Source organism: Phenylobacterium sp. (genome assembly GCF_030697305.1).
GTDB lineage: Bacteria > Pseudomonadota > Alphaproteobacteria > Caulobacterales > Caulobacteraceae > Phenylobacterium.
The window spans coordinates 70,578-93,407 of record NZ_JAUYQL010000135.1 but is presented as its reverse complement, the minus strand read 5'-3'; the positions used below and the strand labels follow the sequence as shown (position 1 = coordinate 93,407).

The 22,830-nt window shown below is 70.2% G+C and carries 15 protein-coding genes and 1 riboswitch; of the genes, 7 read left to right on the top strand and 8 right to left on the bottom strand.

Annotated features, from left to right (window positions below; genetic code table 11):
• Window positions 1-48: 48 nt before the first annotated feature.
• From Q8R27_RS14260 to Q8R27_RS14250, 3 genes are all read right to left on the bottom strand, one after another.
• Window positions 49-1,284 carry an argininosuccinate synthase gene (locus tag Q8R27_RS14260; protein WP_305699646.1) on the bottom strand — a complete coding sequence of 412 codons (1,236 nt, stop codon included), beginning with the start codon at window positions 1,282-1,284 and terminating at the stop codon, window positions 49-51.
• 100 nt (window positions 1,285-1,384) lie between these two features.
• Entirely contained in the window at window positions 1,385-1,738 is a 354-nt protein-coding gene (locus tag Q8R27_RS14255; RefSeq protein WP_305699645.1) for a hypothetical protein, read from the bottom strand.
• 3 nt (window positions 1,739-1,741) lie between these two features.
• On the bottom strand, window positions 1,742-3,658 hold the full coding sequence (locus Q8R27_RS14250; protein WP_305699644.1) for a potassium transporter Kup: 1,917 nt from the start codon (window positions 3,656-3,658) through the stop codon (window positions 1,742-1,744).
• Window positions 3,659-3,874: 216 nt separating this feature from the next.
• Here Q8R27_RS14250 and Q8R27_RS14245 point away from each other — a divergent pair, with 216 nt between their 5' ends.
• Together Q8R27_RS14245 and pyrF are read left to right on the top strand one after the other, a co-directional pair.
• Window positions 3,875-4,675 carry an SDR family oxidoreductase gene (locus tag Q8R27_RS14245; RefSeq protein WP_305699643.1) on the top strand — a complete coding sequence of 267 codons (801 nt, stop codon included), beginning with the start codon at window positions 3,875-3,877 and terminating at the stop codon, window positions 4,673-4,675.
• Between the two features lie 98 nt (window positions 4,676-4,773).
• Window positions 4,774-5,466, top strand: coding sequence for an orotidine-5'-phosphate decarboxylase (gene pyrF / locus Q8R27_RS14240; protein ID WP_305699642.1), 693 nt, complete (start codon window positions 4,774-4,776; stop codon window positions 5,464-5,466).
• On the opposite strand, the gene Q8R27_RS14235 is transcribed toward pyrF, so the two are convergent.
• Together Q8R27_RS14235 and Q8R27_RS14230 are read right to left on the bottom strand one after the other, a co-directional pair.
• On the bottom strand, window positions 5,463-6,161 hold the full coding sequence (locus tag Q8R27_RS14235) for a hypothetical protein (RefSeq protein ID WP_305699641.1): 699 nt from the start codon (window positions 6,159-6,161) through the stop codon (window positions 5,463-5,465). The two genes, pyrF and Q8R27_RS14235, sit on opposite strands and share 4 nt — an antisense overlap.
• Window positions 6,162-6,265: 104 nt before the next feature.
• Window positions 6,266-6,463, bottom strand: a complete 198-nt coding sequence (locus tag Q8R27_RS14230; RefSeq protein WP_305699640.1) for a DUF1674 domain-containing protein — start codon at window positions 6,461-6,463, stop codon at window positions 6,266-6,268.
• Window positions 6,464-6,551: 88 nt separating this feature from the next.
• On the opposite strand from Q8R27_RS14230, the gene Q8R27_RS14225 reads away from it, so the two are divergent.
• The 4 genes from Q8R27_RS14225 (at window position 6,552) to purH (ending at window position 12,043) form a co-directional block, all read left to right on the top strand.
• Window positions 6,552-7,832 (top strand): RsmB/NOP family class I SAM-dependent RNA methyltransferase, encoded by a 1,281-nt coding sequence (locus Q8R27_RS14225; protein WP_305699639.1) that lies wholly within the window; start codon window positions 6,552-6,554, stop codon window positions 7,830-7,832.
• A 50-nt stretch (window positions 7,833-7,882) separates the two neighbouring features.
• Window positions 7,883-8,551: a ribulose-phosphate 3-epimerase gene (rpe, locus tag Q8R27_RS14220; RefSeq protein WP_305594626.1), complete on the top strand. Its 669-nt coding sequence runs from the start codon at window positions 7,883-7,885 to the stop codon at window positions 8,549-8,551.
• A gap of 12 nt (window positions 8,552-8,563) precedes the next feature.
• Window positions 8,564-10,288, top strand: a complete 1,725-nt coding sequence (locus tag Q8R27_RS14215; protein ID WP_305699638.1) for a heparinase II/III family protein — start codon at window positions 8,564-8,566, stop codon at window positions 10,286-10,288.
• Window positions 10,289-10,316: 28 nt separating this feature from the next.
• Window positions 10,317-10,402: riboswitch (ZMP/ZTP riboswitch) on the top strand.
• A gap of 27 nt (window positions 10,403-10,429) precedes the next feature.
• Window positions 10,430-12,043 carry a bifunctional phosphoribosylaminoimidazolecarboxamide formyltransferase/IMP cyclohydrolase gene (purH, locus tag Q8R27_RS14210; protein ID WP_305699637.1) on the top strand — a complete coding sequence of 538 codons (1,614 nt, stop codon included), beginning with the start codon at window positions 10,430-10,432 and terminating at the stop codon, window positions 12,041-12,043.
• A 159-nt stretch (window positions 12,044-12,202) separates the two neighbouring features.
• Here the strand turns inward: purH and Q8R27_RS14205 are convergent, their stop codons facing one another.
• Together Q8R27_RS14205 and Q8R27_RS14200 are read right to left on the bottom strand one after the other, a co-directional pair.
• A complete protein-coding gene (locus Q8R27_RS14205; protein ID WP_305699636.1) occupies window positions 12,203-17,092 on the bottom strand; it encodes an NAD-glutamate dehydrogenase in 4,890 nt (1,629 codons plus the stop codon).
• Between the two features lie 187 nt (window positions 17,093-17,279).
• A complete protein-coding gene (locus Q8R27_RS14200) occupies window positions 17,280-18,425 on the bottom strand; it encodes an AI-2E family transporter (RefSeq protein WP_305699635.1) in 1,146 nt (381 codons plus the stop codon).
• A gap of 141 nt (window positions 18,426-18,566) precedes the next feature.
• On the opposite strand from Q8R27_RS14200, the gene Q8R27_RS14195 reads away from it, so the two are divergent.
• The gene (locus Q8R27_RS14195) at window positions 18,567-20,060 is read left to right on the top strand and encodes a helicase HerA-like C-terminal domain-containing protein (protein ID WP_305699634.1); all 1,494 of its coding nucleotides are present in this window, start codon (window positions 18,567-18,569) and stop codon (window positions 20,058-20,060) included.
• Between the two features lie 7 nt (window positions 20,061-20,067).
• On the opposite strand, the gene Q8R27_RS14190 is transcribed toward Q8R27_RS14195, so the two are convergent.
• A complete protein-coding gene (locus Q8R27_RS14190; RefSeq protein ID WP_305699633.1) occupies window positions 20,068-22,812 on the bottom strand; it encodes a PAS domain-containing sensor histidine kinase in 2,745 nt (914 codons plus the stop codon).
• Between the last annotated feature and the right edge of the window lie 18 nt (window positions 22,813-22,830).

Genomic DNA, 22,830 nt, shown 5'->3' with positions numbered 1-22,830 from the left:
TGGGCCCCGGCATTCGCCGGGGTGAGCGGTCGAAGGGGGCCGGCGCGCCTACTTCGCGATGCGTTTGTCGCGCTGGGCCTTCACGCGTAGGCGCAGCGCGTTGAGCTTGATGAAGCCGGCGGCGTCGCGGTGGTCGTAGGCGACGGCGCCTTCCTCGAAGGTCACTAGGTCCTGGTCGTAGAGGGAGTAGGGGCTGGTTCGGCCGATGATGCTGACGTTGCCCTTGTAGAGCTTCACCCGCACCTGGCCGGTGACCATGGCCTGGGAGTGGTCGATAGCGACCTGCAGCATCTCGCGCTCGGGAGAGAACCAGAAGCCGTTGTAGATCAGCGTCGCGTACTTCGGCATCAGCTCGTCCTTCAGGTGCATCGAGCCGCGATCCAGCGTGATCGACTCGATGCCCCGGTGGGCGGCCAGCAGGATGGTCCCGCCGGGGGTCTCGTAGACACCGCGCGACTTCATGCCGACGAAGCGGTTCTCCACCAGGTCCAGGCGGCCGACGCCGTTGTCGTGGCCGAGCTCGTTCAGCTTGGTCAGCAGAGTGGCCGGCGACAGCCGCACGCCGTCGACGGCGACGGGGTCGCCCTTCTCGAAGTCGAGGGTGAACACCGTCGGCTTATCGGGCGCGTCCTCCGGCGCGATGGTGCGCATGTGGACGAATTCCGGCGCCTCGACGGCCGGGTCCTCCAGCACCTTACCCTCCGACGAGGAGTGCAGCAGGTTGGCGTCGACGCTGAACGGGGCCTCGCCGCGCTTGTCCTTGGAGATCGGGATCTGATTCTTCTCTGCGAACTCGATCAGCGCCTCGCGGCTCTTGAAGTCCCACTCGCGCCAGGGCGCGATCACCTTGATGTCGGGCTCCAGCGCGTAGTAGCCGAGCTCGAAACGGACCTGGTCGTTGCCCTTGCCGGTGGCGCCATGACAGACGGCGTCGGCGCCCATCCGGCGGGCGATGTCGATCTGCCCCTTGGCGATCAGCGGCCGCGCGATCGAGGTGCCCAGCAGGTACTGGCCCTCGTAGACGGTGTTGGCCCGGAACATGGGGAACACGTAGTCGCGGACGAACTCCTCGCGCAGGTCCTCGATGAAGATGTTCTCGGGCTTGATGCCCAGCATCAGCGCCTTCTCGCGGGCCGGGGCCAGCTCCTCGCCCTGGCCGAGGTCGGCAGTGAAGGTGATCACCTCGGCGCCGTACTCATGCTGCAGCCACTTCAGGATGATCGAGGTGTCCAGGCCGCCGGAATAGGCGAGGACGACCTTCTTGATCGACGTGTCGGCGGCCATGGGCGCGGGTCCTTGGGGAGGGCAGGGGGAGGAAGCGGGTCGCGCGGGCGTTTAAGGGCGAACGCGGGCGGGGTTCAAGGCCAAAGCGGCATGACCGACCTCAGGACTTGAACTGCTCCTCGCGCTGCATGGTCTCGAGCGCGGCCTGCAGGTAGCGCAGATAGCCGAGCGCGAAGAGCGCGGCGGTGATGGCGCGCAAGCAGAACCACACCAGCGATTCCGGCCCGACCGGCGCCGTGCTTCGGTGCAGGAACAGCAGGACGCCGCCCAGCACCAGACCGACGCCGGGACCCACGGCGAGCGCGACGGTGCGGCTGACGCGCATTCCCGGCATCAGCGGCGGCGGCACGCGGGCGTCCGGCTTCGCGCGTTCCCACGCCGCGCGGCTGGCGCTGGCCATGATCGACAGGGCGATGATCCACAGGGCGTCGGCCGCCAGCGAAAGGACATGCATCGGCTAGACGGTCACCTGGGTGCCCAGCTCGACCACGCGGCCGGGCGGTATCTTGTAGAAGTCCGTCGGGTTGGCGGCGTTGCGCATCAGGAAGATGAAGATCTTGTCCTGCCACAGCGGCATGCCCGACTGGGCCGACGGCACCACCGAGCGGCGACCCAGGAAGAAGCTGGTGGCCATGATGTCGAACTTCAGGCCCTGCTTGCGGCACAAGCCGAGCGCGCGCGGGATGTTCGGGCTTTCCATGAAGCCGAACGCCACGGTCACCTTGGTGAAATCCTCGTTGATCGGCTCGATCAGGATGCGGTCCTCATCCTTCACCCGCGGTGTTTCCGCGGTGCGGATGGTGAGGATGACATTGCGGTCGTGCAGCACCTTGTTGTGCTTGAGGTTGTGCATCAGGGCGACAGGGGCGACCTCGGGGTCGGAGGTCAGGAAGATCGCCGTGCCCGGCGCCCGGTGCGGGCTGCGGGCGCGCAAGATCTCCGACAGTTCGGCCAGCGAGATGCTGTCGCGGCGGGTCTTATCGCTGAGGATCTGAGCGCCGCGCGTCCAGGTCCACATCATCACCACCAGGCCGGCGCCCAGCACCAGCGGCAGCCAGGCGCCTTGCGGGATCTTCAGCAGGTTGGAGCCAAGGAAGGCGATGTCCAGCACGCCGAACGCCGAGGAGGCCAGCGCCGCCTGCCAGGTCGGCCGCTTCCACATATGCTTGACGATGACGTAGAACAGCAGGGTGTCGATGAACATCGAGCCGGTGACCGCGATTCCGTAGGCGGCCGCCAGGTTCGACGAGCTGCGGAACATCACCAGCAAGATCAGCACCCCGATCAGCAGGAAGGTGTTCACCTGCGGCACGTAGATCTGGCCGGCCTGGGTCTCGCTGGTGCGGCGGATGTCGATGCGCGGGAACAGGCCCAGCTGCACCGCCTGCTGGGTCATGGAGAAGGCCCCGGTGATCACCGCCTGGCTGGCGATCACCGCCGCACAGGTGGCCAGCACCAGCACCGGCCAGTAGGCGAAGTCCGGGATCATGTGGAAGAACGGGTTGGCCGCGGCCGATGGGTCCGACAGCACCAGCGCGCCCTGACCGAAGTAGTTGAGCAGCAGGCAGGGCAGCACCAGCACCAGCCAGGCCGCGCGGATCGGGGCTTTGCCGAAGTGGCCCATGTCGGCGTAGAGCGCCTCGGCCCCGGTGACCGCCAGGAACACGCTGCCCAGGATGATGAATCCCAGCAGCCCGTTCTCGAAGAGGAACATCACGCCGTAGTGCGGCGACAGCGCGCGGAAGATCGACGGGTCGTCGCTGATGTGCACCAGGCCCAGGGCCGCCAGCGTCAGGAACCACACCGCGGTGATCGGCCCGAAGAACCGCGCCATGCTGGCCGTGCCGCGCGACTGCACCATGAACAGCACGATCAGGATGCCCGCCGAGATCGGCAGCACCATCGGCTTCAGGGCCGCGCCCACATGCGGCGCCTCCTTCAGGCCTTCGATGGCGCCGAGCACGGAGATCGCGGGCGTGATCACCCCGTCGCCGTAGAACAGCGCCGCGCCGAGCATGCCGAGGACGAAGACCACGCCGGAGCGTCGTCCCAGCGCGCGCTGGGCCAGCGCGGTCAGCGCGAGCGTGCCGCCTTCGCCCTTGTTGTCGGCGCGCATCAGGAAGACCACGTACTTGATGGTCACGATGAGGATCAGCGCCCAGGTCACAAGGGACACGACGCCCAGCACCTCAAGGGCCTCTGTGCCGCCGGCGCGGGCGTGATGCAGCGCTTCGCGCATGGCGTAGAGCGGGCTAGTGCCGATGTCGCCAAAGACGACGCCCACGGAGCCCAGCGCCAACGCCCAGAACTTTTCCTTGTGGGCGTGAGGAGCGCCCTCGCTCGAATCGAGGGCGACGCCGGCCGGGTCTGCCATCCGTAGTCTCCGGAAACCCCACCGGTCCCCTAGGCGGCGCCATGCCGTCACGCGGCGGGCGCGATACACCCAATCCGACGGCGGTTCAATCCGCCGCCACGCCGCAAGGCCATGCTGAACGTATCAGGTTAACGTCGCTGCTGCTTGGTTGAGCTTGGGCGGGTTGAACCGTGGCGCGGCTTTCGCCACCCTGCGACCGACGGCGAGGGGGCCTGGATGGATCGCAGACTGGCGTTGGTGACCGGCGCGTCGGCCGGGATCGGCGCGGCGTTCGCGCGGATCTACGCCAGCCACGGCTATGACGTGGCCCTGACCGCCCGCCGGCAGGACCGCCTGGACGCCGTCGCCGCGGAGATCGGCCAGCGCTACGGGGTCGAGACCCTGACCTTCGCCGCCGACCTCGCGGACGCCCAGGCCCCGGCCGCGCTGCTGGCCCACCTGACCGCACATGGTCGCGTCATCGACGTGCTGGTCAACAACGCCGGCTATGGCGTGCCGGGCGTCTACGCTGACGTGCCCTGGGAAACCCAGGCCGACTTCCTGCAGGTGATGGTCACCGCCCCCTGTGAACTGGCGCGCAAGGTGCTGGACGGCATGGCCGATCGCGGCTTCGGCCGGATCGTCAACGTCGCGTCGCTCGCTGGCCTGGTCCCGGGCTCGGCTGGATCCACGCTCTATGGCGCGTCCAAGAGCTTCCTGATCCGCTTCTCGCAGAGCCTGCACCTGGAGACCCTGAACAGCGGCGTACACGTCAGCGCCCTGTGCCCCGGCTTCACCTATTCTGAGTTCCACGACGTCACCGGCTCGCGCGCCCTGGTCGGGAAGTCCGTGCCCGACTGGATGTGGCTGGGCGCCGAGGCGGTGGCCGCGGCCGGCTACGAGGCGGCGGAGGCGAACCGGCCGATCTGCGTGCCAGGCGCGCCCAACAAGGCGATCGCGGCGCTCGCCAGGTTGGCGCCGGAGGAATGGATGCTGGCGCTGATGGCCTGGCAGGGCGCGCGGTTCCGCCACATCTGAGCGACGAAGCCGTTGACCATGGGGCCTGCCTAGCTCATGGACGGGACTTAGCCCAAATCACGAACCGCGCCGCCCGGCGCTTTACACGGAGCCTCGCTATGGCCGCCGCCGACCCGCGCCTGATCGTTCCCCTGGACCTGCCCAGCGTCGACGCCGCCCGCGGCATGGTCGACACGCTGGGCGACGCCGTCAGCTTCTACAAGGTCGGCCTGGAGCTGTTCGCCTCTGACGGCATGACGCTCGCCCGAGCGCTGAAAGCCGAGGGCAAGCAGGTGTTCCTGGACTGGAAACTGCACGACATCCCCACCACGGTGCAGCGCGCCGCCAGCGTGCTGGCCGACGCCGGCTGCGACCTGCTCACCGTGCACGGCGAGCCGCAGGTGATGGCCGCCGCTGTCGCCGGGCGGGGGACGTCGCGGCTGAAGGTGCTGGCGGTCACCGTGCTGACCAGCCTGTCGGACGGGGATCTGGCGGAGATGGGTTATGCGGAGACGGCCCGGGCGCTGGTCGAGCGCCGCATTCATCAGGCGCTGGCCGCCGGCTGCGACGGGGTGGTGGCGAGCCCCCACGAGGCGGCGCTGGCGCGGACCATCGGCGGGCCGGACTTCCTGGTGGTGACGCCGGGGGTGCGGCCCGACTGGGCGGCGAAGAACGATCAGGCCCGCGCCTCGACGCCGGCGGAAGCGCTGCGCGGTGGAGCCTCCCACATCGTCTGCGGTCGGCCGATCACCGCGGCCAACGACCCGCGCGAAGCGGCGCTGCGGATCGCCGGGGAGATGGCCGGGGCCTAGTGGCCCTTGCCGCCGCCCTTGTGGCCGCCGCCCTTGCCGCCGTGGCCGCCCTTATAGCCGCCGCCCTTGTACCCGCCACGATAGCTGATGCTCGCGCTCGAGGAGGCGCTGGCGTGGGCGCGCGCTGAGGCGCCGGCGAAGGCGCCCGCGCCGACGAAGCCATAGCCGCCGCCACCGCTCCAGTAGTCGCCGCCGCCGATCGGGCCGACGCCGCCGGTGTCGGCGAAGAAGCTGTCGTTGATCACGCCGACCGTGGACCAGCCGCCGGTCGACACGCCGCCCCAGGCGATGCCGCCGTTGCGGCAGAGGCAGTCGCGCGAGGCCGGCGAGGCGCGGTGGCCGTACATGAACCAGCTGCCGTCCGGCTTTTCCCAGATGCGTTCGGCCGAATAGCCACGATCGTCGTAGCTGTAGGCGCGCTCGTCGGCGTAGTCCGCGTCGCGATCTTCGTAGCCGCGATCGGCGGCGTAGCTGTTCTCATAGCTACGATCGTCGTCGTAGCGCCCGTCATAGCTGCGCTGGTCCGCATAGCCGTCGCGCCAGCCGCCCGCGTCGGCGCCGTCCACGCGGCTGTCGTAGCTGTAGGACTCGTAGTCATAGCCGCGTTGGCCGCCGTCGCCGCAGACCTGCGGACAGGCCTGGGCCGCGCCGGCCAAGCCGAGGCCGATCAGTAGAGAAATAGCCGCCAAGCGCATGGTCGAACTCCCGGTCACGTCGCACAGTCATAGGCGGCGACGGGGGCGCGGGCGAACGGTTGCAAGCGTGAGGCGAGCGTTGAGGTTAACGGTTCGCGCGCCGCTCAGAAGTCGACGGCGATGCCCTTGCGCTCCCAGTCGCCGAACCGCGTGGGCTCCGGGCCCTTGGGGCCGCCGTCTTCGGGGAGCGTCGGTTCGGCCTGCGCCTGGGCGGCGCGGCGCGCCTCGGCCTCTTCCAGAGCGCGGCGCGCAGCGGGCGTAAGGACCTTGCCTGGGGCGGCGTTGGGGGGCGTATCGTCCATGCCAAGGCATCTAGGCGTGCAGTGGCCGTAACGCCAGTGTTCGCGAAACCGCTTGCGGCCCGCGCCGCGAGCAGGCACGCCGCGCCGCGTGAACGACACCGACGCCGGACTACCCGCACGCGCCGCCGCGCTCGACCTGCTGACCGCCGCCCTGAGCGGCCGCACCGGCCTGGACGACGGGCTGAGCCACCCCGCCCTGCAGGCGCTGAGTCCGCGCGACCGCGCCTTCGCTCGCGCGGTGGTGATGGCGACCCTGCGCCGGCTGGGACCGATCGACCGGGCGCTGGACGCCAAGTTGCAACGGCCCCCGCCCGACCGGGTGCGCAACATCCTGCGCCTGGGCGCCGCACAGGCGCTTGGGTTGGAGATCGCGCCGCACGCGGCCGTGGCCACCAGCGTCGACCTCGCCGACGCCCAGGCGGGCAGCCGCCGGTTCAAGGGGCTGGTCAACGCCGTGCTGCGCGGACTGCTGCGCGAACCGCCGAAGCTGGATGATCCGAACGACCAGGCCCCGCCCTGGCTCTACGCCCGCTGGCGTGCGGCCTATGGCGAGACTGGCGCCGACGCCATCGTCGGCATGGTGGCGAAAGAGCCCGCGACCGACCTGACGCTGAAGGACGCGGCGATGTCGGCCGCGCTGGCCGAGGACCTCGAGGCCGAGCCGCTGCCGGGTGGCGGCCTGCGCACGGCGCGACGGGGCGAGCTCTCGACCTGGCCGGGCTTCGCGGAGGGCGCCTGGTGGGTGCAGGACGCCGCTGCGGCGATCCCCGCGCGCCTGCTGTACGTGCAGCCCGGACAGTCGGTGCTGGACCTCTGCGCCGCGCCGGGAGGCAAGACGCTGCAGCTTGCTGCGACCGGCGCTTCGGTGGTCGCGCTGGATCGATCGGCGCCGCGCCTGCGCCGGGTGACCGAGAACCTCGCCCGCATGGGGCTGGAGGCCGAGGTGGTTTGCGCCGACGCCATCGCCTGGCCCGACCCGCGCACCTTCGACGCCGTGTTGCTGGATGCGCCCTGCAGCGCCACCGGCACCTTCCGCCGGCATCCCGACGTGCTGTGGGCGGCGAAGCCGGGCGACGTCGCCTCGCTGGCCGGCCTGCAGGCGAAGATGCTGGACGCCGCCGCGCGCCGCGTGAGGCCGGGCGGGCGGCTGGTCTACTGCGTCTGCTCGCTGGAACCGGAGGAGGGCGAGGCGCAGATCGCGGCGTTCCTGCAGCGTAACGCCGCGTTCGCCATTGAACCGGCGCAGTCCGGCGAAGGCGGAGCGCCGGCCCCGAGCCTGCGCAAGGACGGCACGCTGCGCATCCTGCCGCATCACGTGGACGGTGGCCTGGACGGCTTCTATGCGGCGCGGCTGAAGCGCGGCGTCTGAGAAGCCTTGCCGGCTTGTGGCGGGCGGGCGCTGTGCGATAAGTCCGGGCCATGAGCAGCGCCGCAAAGCCCCTGATCGCGCCTTCCATCCTGGCGGCGGATTTCGCCCGGCTCGGTGAAGAGGCCCGCGCGGTGGAGGCGGCCGGCGCCGACTGGCTGCACGTCGACGTCATGGACGGCCATTTCGTGCCGAACATCACCATCGGACCAGACGTGGTGAAGGCGCTGCGCCCACTGGTCTCGATCCCGTTCGACGTGCATCTGATGATCTCGCCGGCCGACCCGTACCTGGAGGCGTTCCGCGCCGCCGGCGCCGACTACATCAGCGTCCACCCCGAGGCCGGCCCGCACCTGAACCGCACGCTGAAGCAGATCCGCAACGTGGGCGCCAAGGCCGGCGTGGTCTTCAACCCTTCGACCCCGCCCGAGACCATCGAGTGGATGATGGACGAGGTCGACCTGATCCTGGTGATGTCGATCAATCCTGGCTTCGGAGGACAGGTCTTCATGGACTCGCAGCTCGCCAAGATCGAGCGCTTGCGGGCGATGATCGACGCCACCGGCCGTGATATCCCGCTGGAGGTCGACGGCGGCGTCACGCCCCTGACCGCGCCCCGCTGCATCGCCGCCGGGGCCACCGCGCTGGTCGCCGGCACCGCCGTGTTCAAGGGCGGACCGTCCGCCTACGCGGCGAACATCAGCGCCCTTCGGGGCGATTGAGCGGAGCGGCGCGTGGCCGACCAGGGCCCCGCCTTAGCGCGCCTTCCCGGCGGCCTGGCCGTGATGGCGGTGGCGGCCGCGGTGCGCCGACAGCTGCATCACGAATGGACCGGCTCGTCTCTGCACCGGGCGACGCTCACCCACCCCAGGCCTGAGGGCCTGGCCGCAGCGCCCATCGACCGGCGGCCGCACGATGAGCAGGCGGGCCTGCGCGTCATGATGGGCGACTTCGTGTTCGCCGGCTCGGCCATGCATGTCGGCCCGCGCGGCGACCCGTGGGACCGGCCCAGTCCCAGCCGGCGCTTCGCCGTCGCCCTGCACCGCTTCGTCTGGATGGGCGACCTGCTGACCGCCGGGCCAGACGGCGCTGCCGAGGGCCTGCGCCTGACCCTGGAGTGGAGCCGGGTGTTCGGCGGCTGGAACAGTTTCGCCTGGCGGCCGGAGATCCTCGAGCGGCGGTTGTTCAACCTGGCCTGTGCGGTGCACACAATCTGCGACAAGGCCTCCGACGCAGAGGCTGGCGCCATCGCGCTGGATCTGGCCCGTCAGGCGCGTCACTTGCTGGCCAATGTGGAAGGTCCCGCCCGGGCGGCCGAGCGCGCCGCCGCCGCCGCGGTGGCCGGCGCGGCCTTGGCCGGCAAGGCCGGCGAGCGGCTGGTCGAACAGGCTTGCGCGCAGCTCGAGCGCACCCTGCCGCGCACCGTCGCACCTGACGGCGGCCACGCATCGCGCAGCCCGCAGGCGGCGCTGGAGTTGCTGTTCGACCTGCTGACCCTCGACGCGGCGCTGATGCAGCGGGGCGTCGCCCCGCGCGACGAGATGATGCGGGCGATCGACCGGCTGGCCGGCGCGGTGCGGTTCTTCACCCTGGGCGACGGCGGGTTGCCGGACTTCCAGGGCGGCGAGGAGAGCCGTGCGGCCTATGTCGCCGCCGCCCGCGTCGAGGATGGCGGCGGGGACCGGCCGATCCCCTCGGCGCGCAACGGCTATCACCGGCTGGAGGGCAAGAGCCTGCAGGTTGTGGCCGACGCCGCGCCGCCGGCACTCGGCCCGTGGAGCGTCACCGCCTGCGCCCAGCCGCTGGCCATCGAGGTGCTGGTCGGCCGCCAGCGGCTGATCGTCAACGGCGGCTGGTCGCCCGATGCGGTCGGGCCGCCGGCGCTGCGGGTGGCGGACGCCGCCTCCACCGCGACCCTCGGCGACCTGTCATGTGGCGAGCCCTTGCGCGGCGTCGCGGCCAGCGTGCTGGGACCGCGGCTGAGCGGCGGTTGCCGCCACGTCGACGCCTATCGCCACGAGGCCGAGGGCGGGCGATGGCTGGAGCTGTCGCACGACGGCTGGGCCCCGCGGTTCGGTCTGCGTCACGAGCGGCGCCTGTACATCGACCCGGCTACCGACGAGCTGCGCGGCGAGGACAGCTTCACCCCGCTGACCCCGCCCGACGCCAAGGGCCGCAAGTTCGTGCCGTTCATGGTCCGCTTCCACCTGCATCCGGACGTGCGGGTGTCGCGGGCCAACGACCGCAAGAGCGTGCTGTTGCGCGCGGAGGGCCAGGAGACCGGCTGGTGGCTGCGCAACGACGCCATCGAGGTCGAGGTTGAGCCGTCCATCTACTTCCAGCAGGGCATGCCGAGACGGACCAGCCAGGTGGTGCTGCGCGGGCAGGCGCGGCTGGACTCGGGAGCGCGGATCCGCTGGAAACTCGCCCATGCCGAGGCGTGGCCGCCGCCGCGTTGACTCAGAGGGGACCGCGCGTATAGCTCCCGCCGTCCCGTGTGACTGGCGACTTCGAGGTGGGCGACCACCGGGGAGCGCGGGGCGCTTTTGAAGCCGCTCGCCTGGGCGCCGATCCTTTCACATCTCAGAAGGAGGCCGCCCGTGCCTGAAGCGCCTGATTATCCCGCCGCTCCCGACCGCGCCGCTGTGAAGCGCGCCCTGTTGTCGGTGTCCGACAAGACCGGCCTGGTCGACGCCGCCCGCGTGCTGTCGCAGATGGGCGTCGAGCTGGTCTCCACCGGCGGCACCCGCGCGGCCATCGCCGCCGCCGGCCTGTCGGTGAAGGACATCGCCGAGTTGACCGGCTTCCCGGAGATGATGGACGGCCGGGTGAAGACCCTGCATCCGGTGGTGCATGGCGGCCTGCTGGGCGTGCGCGACGCGCCCGAGCACGCCCGCGCCATGGGCGAGCACGGGATCGGCGGCATCGACCTCGTCTACGTCAACCTCTACCCGTTCGAAGCTACGGTGGCGGCCGGCGCCGACTACGCCACGGCGGTGGAGAACATCGACATCGGCGGCCCGGCGATGATCCGCTCGGCGGCCAAGAATCACGCCTATGTGGCGGTGTGCACCGAACCGGCGGACCTGGCCGAGGTGCTGGCCGAGCTGAAGGCCGACGGGACCACCAGTCTGGCGCTGCGCAAGACCCTCGCCGCCCGCGCCTACGCCCGCACGGCGTCCTACGATGCGGCGATCTCCGCCTGGTTCGCCAAGGTGCTGGAAGATCCCGCGCCGCGCCGCCGCGCCTTCGCCGGCGCTCTGGTGCAGACCATGCGCTACGGCGAGAACCCGCATCAGCAGGCGGCCTTCTACGCAGAGGCCAATCCACGGCGGGGGGTGGCGACGCTTCGCCAGCTACAGGGCAAGGAACTGTCCTACAACAACATCGCCGACACCGACGCGGCGATCGAACTGGTGGCCGAATTCGATGCGGGCGCTTCCGCCGCCGTGGCGATCATCAAGCACGCCAACCCCTGCGGCGTGGCCCTGGGTTCGGATCTGGCCGACGCCTATCGCCGGGCCCTGCAGTGCGACCCGGTCTCGGCTTTCGGCGGCATCGTCGCGGTGAACCGCCGGCTGGACGCCGCTGCGGCGCGCGAAATGGTGGAGATCTTCACCGAGGTGGTCGTGGCCCCCGAGGCTGACGACGACGCCATCGCGGTGTTCGCCAAGAAGAAGAACCTGAGGTTGCTGCTGACCGGCGGCATGCCCGATCCGGCCAGCGCCGGCGACGTCTTCCGCCAGGTGGCCGGCGGCTTCCTGGTGCAGAGCCGTGACGCCAGCCGCATCACCGCCGCCGACCTCAAGGTGGTGACCAAGCGCCAGCCGACGCCGGACGAAGTGCGCGACATGTTGTTCGCCTTCACCGTCGCCAAGCACGTGAAGTCCAACGCCATCGTCTACGCCCGCGATGGTCAGACGGCGGGCATCGGCGCCGGCCAGATGAACCGCCGCGACTCGGCCCGCATCGCCGCCCTTCGCGCTGGCGAGGCTGCAGAGATGGCCGGCTTGCCGCAGTCGCTGGCCGAGGGCTCGGCCTGCGCCTCGGACGCCTTCTTCCCGTTCGCTGACGGCCTGGAACAGGCGATCGAAGCCGGCGCCACCGCGGTGATCCAGCCGGGCGGCTCGATGCGCGACGCCGAGGTGATCGCCGCCGCCGACGCGGCGGGCGTGGCCATGGCCTTCACCGGCGTGCGGGTCTTCCGCCACTGATGGCGGGATCAACCTTCCACATCGCTCATCCCCGCGTAGGCGGGGACCCAGGTGCTTTTGTGTAGCTGAGCTTGGATCGCCTCGGCCCGGCTGGCACTTCGAACAGCGAAAAAAGCCTGGGTCCCCGCTTTCGCGGGGATGAGCGGACTTTTTGCGGAGCTAGCGCGCGCGGCGGGGCGTCTTCGCCGGGCCGGCCGCCTGGCGCGCGGCTTCGGCGACCAGTTCGCGCAGGGCGGCGTTGGCGATGGTCAGCTTGGCGAAGCTCCAGCCGCCGGATGCAGCTTCGATCTCCTCGATGGTGCGCTTGGCGGAGGCGGCCGCCTCGCGGCGCAGCGCCGACCAGGACGTCGCCGCGTGGCGGGCGCTGTCGGCGTCTTCGCCAGCCTGCGCACTCCCGGCGAAAGTCATCACCGCGCGGGTGAGCTCAGTCTGCTCGGCCAGCAGGTCCTCGACCAGACGGCGCACGGCGATGCGTTCGAAGTGGTCGCCGGCCGTGTGGGCGCCGACCGCCGAGCGCAGACGGTCGAAGGCGAAGACCTCGCCGAGCTGGTGATAGAGCCGCGCCACATTGGCCAGCGGCCAACTGGACGCCTGCGCGAGGTCCACCAGGTCGGCGGCGGTGGTCAGCGGCAGCAGGCTGGCCGCTTGGCGCGCCAGCGGTTCCGGCGCGCCCTTGCCGGTCAGGTCCGCGACCCGCGCTTCGAGGGCCGCGCGTTCAACCGGCGAGAGCAGGTCGACGATCAGGCCGCGCAGCTCCTTCAAACCCGGTCCGTATCGATGGATCAGAGCCGCCGCGCCCAGCCGCTCGCGCCCTGCGCGCCTGGCCAGCCAGAAGGTCTTGCCGCGCAGTGCGCGCGTCAGCGTCTGGAACGTCGCGAGCTGCCCGTGAGCGTCGGCCTTGCCATCCAGCGCGGCGGTGGTAGCCCAGACCCGCTCGAGGTCCAGCACAACGCGCGCCGCCTCGTACCCGGCAGCGAGGGAAGCCACGTCGCAGTCGGCGGCCACCTGCAGGCGGCTGGCGAAGGTCGGACCGCAGCGGTTGACCAGGTCGTTGGAGATCGAGGTGGCGATGATCTCGTGCCGCAGGCGGTGGCGCTGGATGGTGTCGTCGTAGCGCCGCAGCGGCTTGGGGAAATAGTCCAGCAGCATGCGGTCGAAATAGTCGTCATCCGGCGCCGGCGAGTCGACGAGTTCGCGCGATAGCTCCAGCTTTCCGTAGGCCAGCATCACCGCCAGTTCCGGCCGGCTCAGGCCGCTTCCGGCCTGGCGCCGCGCTTCGATCTCTATGGCGTCGGGGAGGGACTCCACCGCGCGGTCGAGGCGGCCGGCGGCCTCCAGCTCGACCATGAAGCGCGCCTGCGGGTCTAGTTCGGCGACGCTGTCGAGCTGCATCAACGATAGCGCCAGGGTCTGATCGTAGTTGTGGGCCAGCACGTGGTCGGCGACCTCGTCGGTCATTGAGCGAAGCAGGGCGTCGCGGCGCTTGCGAGTCAGCTTGCCCGAGCGTTCGAGCGCACCGGTGACGATCTTGATGTTCACCTCATGGTCCGAGCAGTCGACGCCGGCCGAGTTGTCGATGGCGTCGGTGTCGATCCGTCCGCCGGCCAGCGCGAATTCGATGCGGCCGCGCTGGGTGAAGCCCAGGTTCGCACCCTCGACGACCACCTGACAGCGCAGGTCGCGGCCGTTGATCCGCACGGCGTCGTTGGCCTTGTCGCCGACGTCCGGATTGGTTTCCGAACGAGCCTTCACATACGTCCCGATGCCGCCGAGGTAGAGCATCTCGACCTGGGCCTTGAGGATCGCCGAGATCAGCTCCGCCGGTCCCAGCGACGCCGCCTCGACGCCCAGCAGCGCCTGCACCTGAGCGCTTAGCGGGATCACCTTGAGCGTGCGCGCGAACACCCCGCCGCCTGTCGATATCAATTTGCGGTCGTAGTCGTCCCAGGATGACCGGGGCAGGCCGAAGAGCCGTTTGCGCTCCTGCCAGGAGGCTTCGGGGTCCGGCGTCGGATCGAAGAAGATGTGCCGGTGGTCGAAGGCGACCTTGAGCTGGATTTGCCGCGACAACAGCATGCCGTTGCCGAATACGTCGCCCGACATGTCGCCCACGCCGATGACCGAGAACGGCTCGGCCTGGATATCCTTGCCCAGCTCGCGGAAGTGGCGCTTGGCCGCGTCCCACGCGCCGCGCGCGGTGATCGCCATCACCTTGTGGTCGTAGCCCGCCGATCCGCCCGAGGCGAAGGCGTCGCCCAGCCAGAAACCGTAGGATTCGGCGACGCCGTTGGCGATGTCGGAGAAGCTCGCCGTGCCCTTGTCGGCGGCGACCACAAGATAGGGATCGTCGTCGTCGTGGGCGATGACATCGGGCGGGCGCACCACCTGGCCTTCAGGCGTCAGGTTGTCGGTGATGTCCAGCAGGCCCTGCAGGAAGGTGGTGTAGGCGCGCACGCCCTCGGCGCGGATCTGGTCGGGCGCACCGGCCCGGGGCAGTTGCTTGGGATAGAAGCCGCCCTTGGAGCCGACGGGCACGATCACCGCGTTCTTCACCTGCTGGGCCTTGGCCAGCCCCAGCACCTCGGTGCGGAAATCGTCGCGCCGGTCGGACCAGCGCAGGCCGCCGCGGGCCACAGGCCCGAAACGCAGATGAACGCCCTCGACGCCAACGCCCCAGACGAAGATCTCGCGATAGGGCTTCGGCGCTGGCAGGTCGGCGACCTGGCGGCTCGCCACTTTAAAGCTGATGTAGGGCTTGGGTCCGCCATCGGGATCCGACTGGTAGAAGTTGGTGCGCGCCGCAGCGTCGACCAGCAGCGCCAGGCGGCGCAGCACACGGTCGTCGTCCAGGCTTTCCACGAGCTGCAGCGCCTCGGTGATCTCGGCCATCACCGCGCGAGCCTGGGCCACGCGGTCGGCGGTGGAGACGCTGATCGCGGGGTCGAACTTGGTGCGGAACATGTCCAGGATCAGGCGGGCGACGCCGGGGTGGTCGGACAGCGCCTGTTCCTGCACACGGTGACCTGGATCGAGGCCGGTCTGCTGGCGGTGGCGGGCGAGCGCGCGGATCAGCGCCGCCTCGCGCCAGGGGATGGACAGCTCCAGCACCAGGCGATTGAAGCCATCGTTCTCGGTGCGGCCGCTCCACACCGCGACCACGGTGTCCTCGAAGGCGGCTTTCAGATCGGAGAACACCAGGTGCTCGCCACGCTGGTCCTCGATCTGGAAGTCGTGCACCCACACCGTGCGGCCGTCCGCGGGGCGGATCGGATAGCCTTCCTCGACCAGCGTGCGCAGGCCCATGTTCTCGAGGATCGGCAGCACGTCGGACAGCGGCGCGGGGACGTCTGGCCGGTACAGCTTGAACCGGAACCGGGTGTTCGGATCGCCTGGATCGCGGGCGGCGCGGGCGCGGATCGGCTCGTCCGGCGTCAGGCTCTCGATAACCGCGAGGTCCTCGAGCGCCTCGGCGGCGACATAGCGGTCGCGATAGCCGGCGGGGAACGCCTCGGCATAGCGCGCCAGCAATCCCGCGAGGGTTTGCGGGTCGGCGTAACTGACCCGTGCGGCGCTCTCGAAACGGTCGCCCCAGGTGCGGGCGGCTTCGGCGATGCGGGTCTCGACGGCGCGCAGATCGGGCTTGGCGTGCTCGCGCGGGGTGAAGCCGATGATGAAGTGGATGCGCGCCAGCGGCGCGTCGAGGAAGGTCGGATAGACCGCCGACACTCGGCCGCCATAGGCCTCGGCGAGGATTTCGCCCGCCGTGCGCTGCAGGTCGGAATCATAGCGCTCGCGCGGCACGAACAGCAGGATCGAGGCGAAACGGTCGAAGGGATCGCGACGCTCGAACAACTTCACCCGCGGCCGGTCGTAGAGGTGCAGGACCCCCAGCGCGGTGCGCAGCAGCTCGGTCTCGCCGATCTGAAACAGCTCATCGCGAGGATAGCCTTCGACGATGGTCTTCAGGCGGCTCTCATTGTGGCTGCCGGGGACAGCGCCCGAGCGGCGCAGCACCTGGGCGATCTTGCCGCGCACCAGCGGGGTCTCGATCGCCGAGTGGTCGTAGGCCTCGGCGGTGAACAGGCCGACGAACCGGGTCTCGCCGATCGGGCGGTTCTCGGCGTCGTAGCGTTTGACGCTGACGTAATCGAGGTGGCCTCGGCGATGCACCCGGGTGCGCAGGTTGGACTTGGCCACCGTGATCGCGGGCTCACGCGCCAGGCGCGCGCCGACCTGACCGGCCAGGACCGCCGGCTCGTTGGTCCGCCTCAGCACCGTGCGTTCCGGATCGCGCAGGACTCCGAGGCCGCTTTCGGCCTGGTACAGCGGCTCTTCGGCGGCGAGGGCGCCGTCCTTGCCGCGAGGGTAGGCGTAGGTGCGCGCGCCGAGGAACACGAAGTGATCGGCTTGCAGCCATTCGAGGAAGGCCGCCTCTTCGGCGGCGTCGCCGTGCGGGCCGGGCCGCTGCTTGAGCTCGGCCAGCGTCGCGCCAACCAGGGCCAGCATCGGCTTGAAGTCGTCGACCGCGGCATGGACGTCGGCGAGCGTCGCCTGGACGCCCTCGATCAACGCCGCCTCGCGGTCCCCGCCGACGGCGTCCAACACGACCTGGATCATCGACTCGCGCTTGATCACGCCGCCGGCCGCGCGGACGCCGGCGCGGTCGCGACGCACCTCGACGACGGGGTGGAACAGGGCGCGGATCGACAGGCCCTGCTCGGCGATCTCGCCCATCACGCTGCGGACCAGGAACGGGGAGTCGTCCTGGACGATCTCCAGGCGATCGAAGGCCGCACCGTTGGCGCCGCTCGCCGGCAGCACGCGCAGGGCGGGCTTGCGCCCACGCCGCTTGTCGCCGAAGCGCCAGAAGTCCGCCAGGTCTGCGGCCAGCGCCTTGGGGTCGTGGTGGGGGAAGTCCTCGGGCGAGTCGTCCCGGGCGGCCTGGTCTGCGAAGGCCGCGGCCGCGGCTGCGTCGTCGCCTAGCGCCGTATTCAGCGCGTCTCGCAGAGTTTCGGCGGCGTTGGCCGTAGCGCGTGGCGCGCGGCTCATGCCCGCCGCACCCATTCTGCGTGCGGTACGGCTCCAGACGCGACTACGCCGCCGGAGGAGAGTGTCCGGCGGCGTATGGTTCCGCCGTCGGGGGTCGGCGGGACTCGCGGCGTCCGCGGGCTTGGGGGACAGACGCCGTTCGCTGGCCTTGGAAGGTTCCAGCTCGTCTCACATAGGCGTTCTGCGATCATTTGGCGCCCTCTATCACGCTCTTTTTACGTGGACGGCGCGTCGGCGGCGGCGTCGGCGGATCGGGTTGGTCGGGAGTGGAGCCGACGACGCGGTCGCGCAGACGGTTGGGATCGCCGTCCGCCGACAGCAGCACCGCCAGCCAGCGGGTGCCCTCGAACTGCGCCAGAATCACCATCAGCATCACCGTCAGCGGCGTGGACAGGAACATGCCGGCCAACCCCCACAGCGCGCCCCACAGCGCCAGCGCCAGAAGCACCACCACGGGGTCGATGTTCAGGCTGCGGCCCTGCATGCGCGGTTGCACGACGTTGCCGACGATGAACTGGGTGGTCTGCAGCACCGCCAGCAGGACGATGGCCTGCCAGAAGGTCTCGAACTGCACGAGGGCGAACAGCGGCGGCGCAAGAATCCCCACCAGCCCGCCGATCACCGGGATGTAGGAGGCGATGAAGATCAGGAACGACCAGAAGATCGCGTTGTCGAGGCCGATCGCGGTCATCGCCAGCCAGGAGGCGACGCCGATCATCAGGCCGGTGACGGTCTGCACCCACAGGTACTGCTCGACCCCGTCGCGGATGCGCAGGAAGGCGTCCACCGCCTCCTGACGTCGCTCGCGCTGTGGGAACAGGCCGACGATCTTGCGCTCGAACCCTCGCCGCGAGGCGATGATGAAGCCCAGGTAGACCATGATGAAGATGGCGTTGGACGCGAAGTCCTGAAGCGCCCGGGCCACGTCGCCCAGGTAGCGGGTCGGATTGAGCTGCGCGAACAATTGGTCGATCGAGGGCGGGACGTCGACGCCGACCATGCCGGCGATCCTGGCGATCAGGCCGTTGAGCCTGGGCGAATAGGTGATCAGTTGGTTGACGAAGCTGGTGGCGTTGTCGGCGATGACCCAGGCGGCGCACCCGAACAACACGATCGACAGCACGATGGCCACCGGCAGCGCGGCGACGCGCGACAGCTTCGGCAGACGCGAATGCAGGACGCGGGCGAACCCGTCGATCATCACCGCCAGGAACACGGCCAGCGCCAGGGGGGTCAGGATGCCCCTGAGCCAGAACAGGGCGGCGCCCGTTGCGATCACGGCCAGGAGGACCAACGAACCTCGGGACACGGCGGAGAATTCGGTAGAGCGCATGCGTCGGAAGACTCGTCCTGTGCGCGACCGAGGTCAATGCTTGCGATTGCCGACTTCCACGATCCTTGGGCTTGCCATCCGCCCTGGCGGAGCCCATGCGCCGCAGATAGCGTAGGCGCTGTTCCAGCGGAGGTTTTACGGATGACGCCAGAAGGCGGCGTGGTGATCGGCTTCTCCGATCATTTCGAGTGTTTGCGGCTCGACCGCGCCAACCGGCATGGCCTGGTCGCAGGGGCCACCGGCACCGGCAAGACCGTGACGCTGCAGGTGATCGCCCAGGGTCTCTCCGACGCCGGCGTCCCGGTTTTCGCCGCTGACGTGAAGGGTGATCTTTCCGGGATCGGCATGATCGGCCAGCCCAACGAGAAAATGCTGGCGCGCGCCGCGACCATGGGCCTGGAGTTGAAGCCGGCCGCCGCCCCGGTGATCTTCTGGGACCTGTTCGGCGAACAGGGCCATCCGATCCGCGCCACGGTGTCGGAGATGGGCCCGCTGCTGATCTCGCGGATGCTGGAGCTCAACGACGTGCAGGAGGGGGCGCTGAACGTGGTGTTCCGCGCCGCCGACGATGAAGGCCTGCTGCTGGTCGACCTGAAGGACCTGCAGGCGGTGCTGACCTACGCTTCGGAGCACTCGGCGGAGCTGGGCGCCAAGTACGGCGGCGTCGCCCCGGCCACGGTGGCGACCATACAGCGCAAGCTGCTGGTGCTGGAGAACCAGGGTGGGACCAATCTGTTCGGCGAACCGGCCCTGTCGCTCAGCGACCTGATGCGCACCGACACTTCCGGGCGCGGCTACGTCAACGTGCTGGCGGCCGACAAGCTGATCAATTCGCCCAGGCTCTACGCGACCTTCCTGCTGTGGCTGCTGTCGGAGCTGTTCGAGGAGCTGCCCGAGGTCGGCGATCCCGAGAAGCCCAAACTCGCGTTCTTCTTCGACGAGGCGCACCTGCTGTTCCGCGACGCGCCCAAGCCGCTGATCGAAAAGGTCGAGCAGGTGGTGCGGTTGATCCGCTCCAAGGGCGTCGGCATCTATTTCGTCACCCAGAACCCGGCCGACATCCCCGAGACGGTGCTGGGCCAGCTCGGCAACCGTATCCAGCACGCGCTCCGCGCCTACACGCCGGCGGAGCAGAAGGGGTTGAAGGCCGCGTCGGGCTCGTTCCGTCCCAATCCGGCGTTCGACACCGCCGAGACCATCCAGGGGCTGGGCGTCGGCGAGGCGCTGGTTTCGGTGCTGGACGAGAAGGGCGCCCCCACGGTGGTGCAGAAGACCTTGGTGCGGCCGCCGGCCTCGAGGCTCGGGCCGATGTTGCCCGCCGAGCGCGCGGCCATCACCGCCGCCAGTCCGGTGGGCGGGCTCTACAACCAGGCGAAGGACCGTGAGTCGGCCTACGAGATGCTGCACGCGAGGGCGGACAAGGCCCAGGCCGAGATCCAGGCTCAGGCGGCGGCGAAGGCTGCACCTGCCCAGGCTCCGGCGCGCGAGGCTCGCGCGCCTGCGGCCCGCGCCGCGCCGCGCCCACAGCGCCAGGGCATGGCGGAGGCCTTCGCCAAGTCGCTGTTGCGCACGATCGGCAGCCAGGTCGGGCGCGAGCTGATCCGCGGGGCGCTGGGCAGCCTGCGCCGCCGCTAGCGGGCGGTCAGGCGGTCTCGGACGTCCAGTCGAGAACCTTGCGCAGCGCAGCGCCGAGCTGTTCGGCGCGGAAGGGTTTGCGCAGAATCGGCCAGTCGGCCGCCGCCGCGGCGGCCCCCCATTGTTCGCCGGCGTAGCCGGTGGTCAACAGGATCGGCAGCTCCGGTCGCGCCTGCCGTGCGGCTTGCGCCAAATCTAGGCCGCTCATCCCGCCCGGCATGACGATGTCGGAGATCAGCACGTCGAAGCGCCCGCCTTCGGCCAGCCGGCGCAGCGCCGACGGGGCGTCGGGTTCCGCCTGCACCTCGCAGCCCAGTTCGATCAGCAGGCCCTCGGCCACCGCGCGCACCGCGACGTCGTCCTCGACCAGCAGGACCTTGGCGCCCTCGGTGCTCACCGCGGAGAATGTCTGGGGCTCGGCCGTCGCGATAACGGTGGGCGGCGCTTCGACGGCTGGCAGCAACAAGGTCACCGTCGCGCCCTGGCCCACCTGGCTGTCGATCGTCACCGCCCCGCCGCACTGAGTGACGAAGCCATAGACCTGCGCGAGGCCGAGCCCGGTGCCCTTGCCCACTTCCTTGGTGGTGAAGAACGGCTCGAACACCCGTTTCAGGACTTCGGGCGACATGCCGGCGCCGCTGTCCGACACCGCGACCCGGACGTAGTCGCCGGCGGCTGCACCCCCGACCTCGCCGTCGCGAAGCGTGGTCCTGTCGACGGCGATCTCTATGCGGCCGGCGCCGGCGCCGATGGCGTCGGCGGCGTTCACCACCAGGTTCAGCAACGCAGCCTCGAACTGGGCGCCGTCGAGGCGGCTGGCGCCCGTCGCGGGATCGGTACGCACGCTCAGCTCGATGGCCTCGCCGGCGGCGCGGCGCACCAGCGGCTCGACCTGGGCGATCAGGGCGCCCACGTCCATGACGTCGAGCTTCAGTTCTTGGCGACGCGAGAACGCCAGCAGTTGCCGCGTCAGCCGTTCGCCGCGCCGGCCCGCCGCCAGGGCCGCCTCGCCCAGGCGCGTGACCCGCGCCGCGTCGTTCGGCGTGCGCAGCATCATGTCGAGCCCGCCGATCACCACGGTCAGCAGGTTGTTGAAGTCATGCGCCACGCCGCCGGTGAGCCTGCCCACGGTCTCGAGCCGCTGGGCCTGGGCGAGGGCCGCTTCCGCGCGCTCGCGCTCTTCCAGGCTCTCCTGCAGTTCGCGGGTGCGCTCGGCGACGCGGGTCTCCAGGTCGCGACGGGCCTCGACGATCTCGGTGATGTCCGACGAGGACCCGAACCAGCGGGTCGCCCGTCCTTCGCCGTCGCGCACTGCTGCGGCGCGGCCCTGGAACCATCGCCAGACGCCGTCGTGCCGGCGGATCCGGTACTCGACGTCGAACGGCAGCGTCCCGGCCACCGCCTGCTCCCAGGCGCGGCGGCAGTCGTCGCGGTCCTCGGGATGGATGGCGTCCAGCCAGCCGAAACCCAGATGATCCTCTGCGCGGACGCCGGTGTAGGCCAGCCACTGGGTGCTCAGGTAGTCGCAGTAGCCGTCGGCCCGGTTGGCCCACATCATCTGCGGCAGGGTCTCCATCAGCGCGCGCATCCGCCCGGCGCCAACGCGCAACGCCTCCTCCGCCGACTTGCGGTCGTTGATGTCCACGGCGCTGGAGATGTAGCCGATCAGCTCGCCCTGTTCATCCAGGCGCGGCGCGGCGAAGCCCTCGATCCAGCGGTATTCGCCATCGTGACGCAGCAGCCGGTACTGGGCGTGGAACGGGTCGCTGTGAGCGATCGACTCCCCGTAGTTCGCCCTCCAGGTCGCCTTGTCGTCGGGATGCAGGCGATCCATCCAGCCGACGCCCAACTCCGCCGCCATCTCCCGGCCGCTGAAGTCCAGCCATCGCTGATTGACCCAGGTGCAACGGGTCGACGCGTCGCTCATCCAGATCATCACCGGCGTAGCGTTGGCGATGTGCTCGAACTCGTCACGACTGCGCCGCGCCTCCGCTTCCGCCGCCCGCACCGCCTCGGCCGCCTGGCGCTCTTCGGTGATGTCACGGAAGGTGACGGCCAGGCTGTTGCGCACCCGCACGCCGGAGGTGCGCACCCAGCGCTCCTGCCCGTCGATCACCCGCTGCGTCTCCAGCAGATCCGGCCCGCCCCTGGCGTGAAGATCGAGATAGCGCTCGAATATCAATTGACCGGCGTCGCCGGGGAACACCGACAGCACGCGTCGGCCGGTCAGTCCGTCGATTCCGGCCGGCGCCATCCGATCGGCGGCTGGGTTGGCGTAGCTCCAGACGAAATCGACGATCCTGTCGCCGGTGCGCACGGCGTCGACGATGACGAAGGCGTCCAGCGCGCGCTCCTGCGCCGCCCGAAAACGCTCCTCGGCGGTGACCCCGTGCAGGATGCCGGCGCGCAGCGCCCTGGCCATCGCCACCATAATCACGCAGGTGGCGGCGAACATCGCCACCTGCACATGCTGGGTCGCCCACAGTCGGTGCGCCGGGATGTGCGGAAGGAAGAAGGCGACCACCGCGACCACGCTCAGCGCCACGGCCAGCAGGCCGCCTCGGCCGCCGGCGACCAGGGTGGCGAACAGCACAGCCGGGAAGAAGGCCATGAACGCCGGGGGATCGGCAATCAACAGCCCGGCGAGGAGCCGGACGCCGACCGCCGCCGCCACGGCGGCGACCACCAGGCCATAGGCCGCGGCCGGGCGTTCGATCGCGGTGGCGAACCGCTGAGCCCATCTGCCGATCATCGAGGCAGCCCTGTTGTC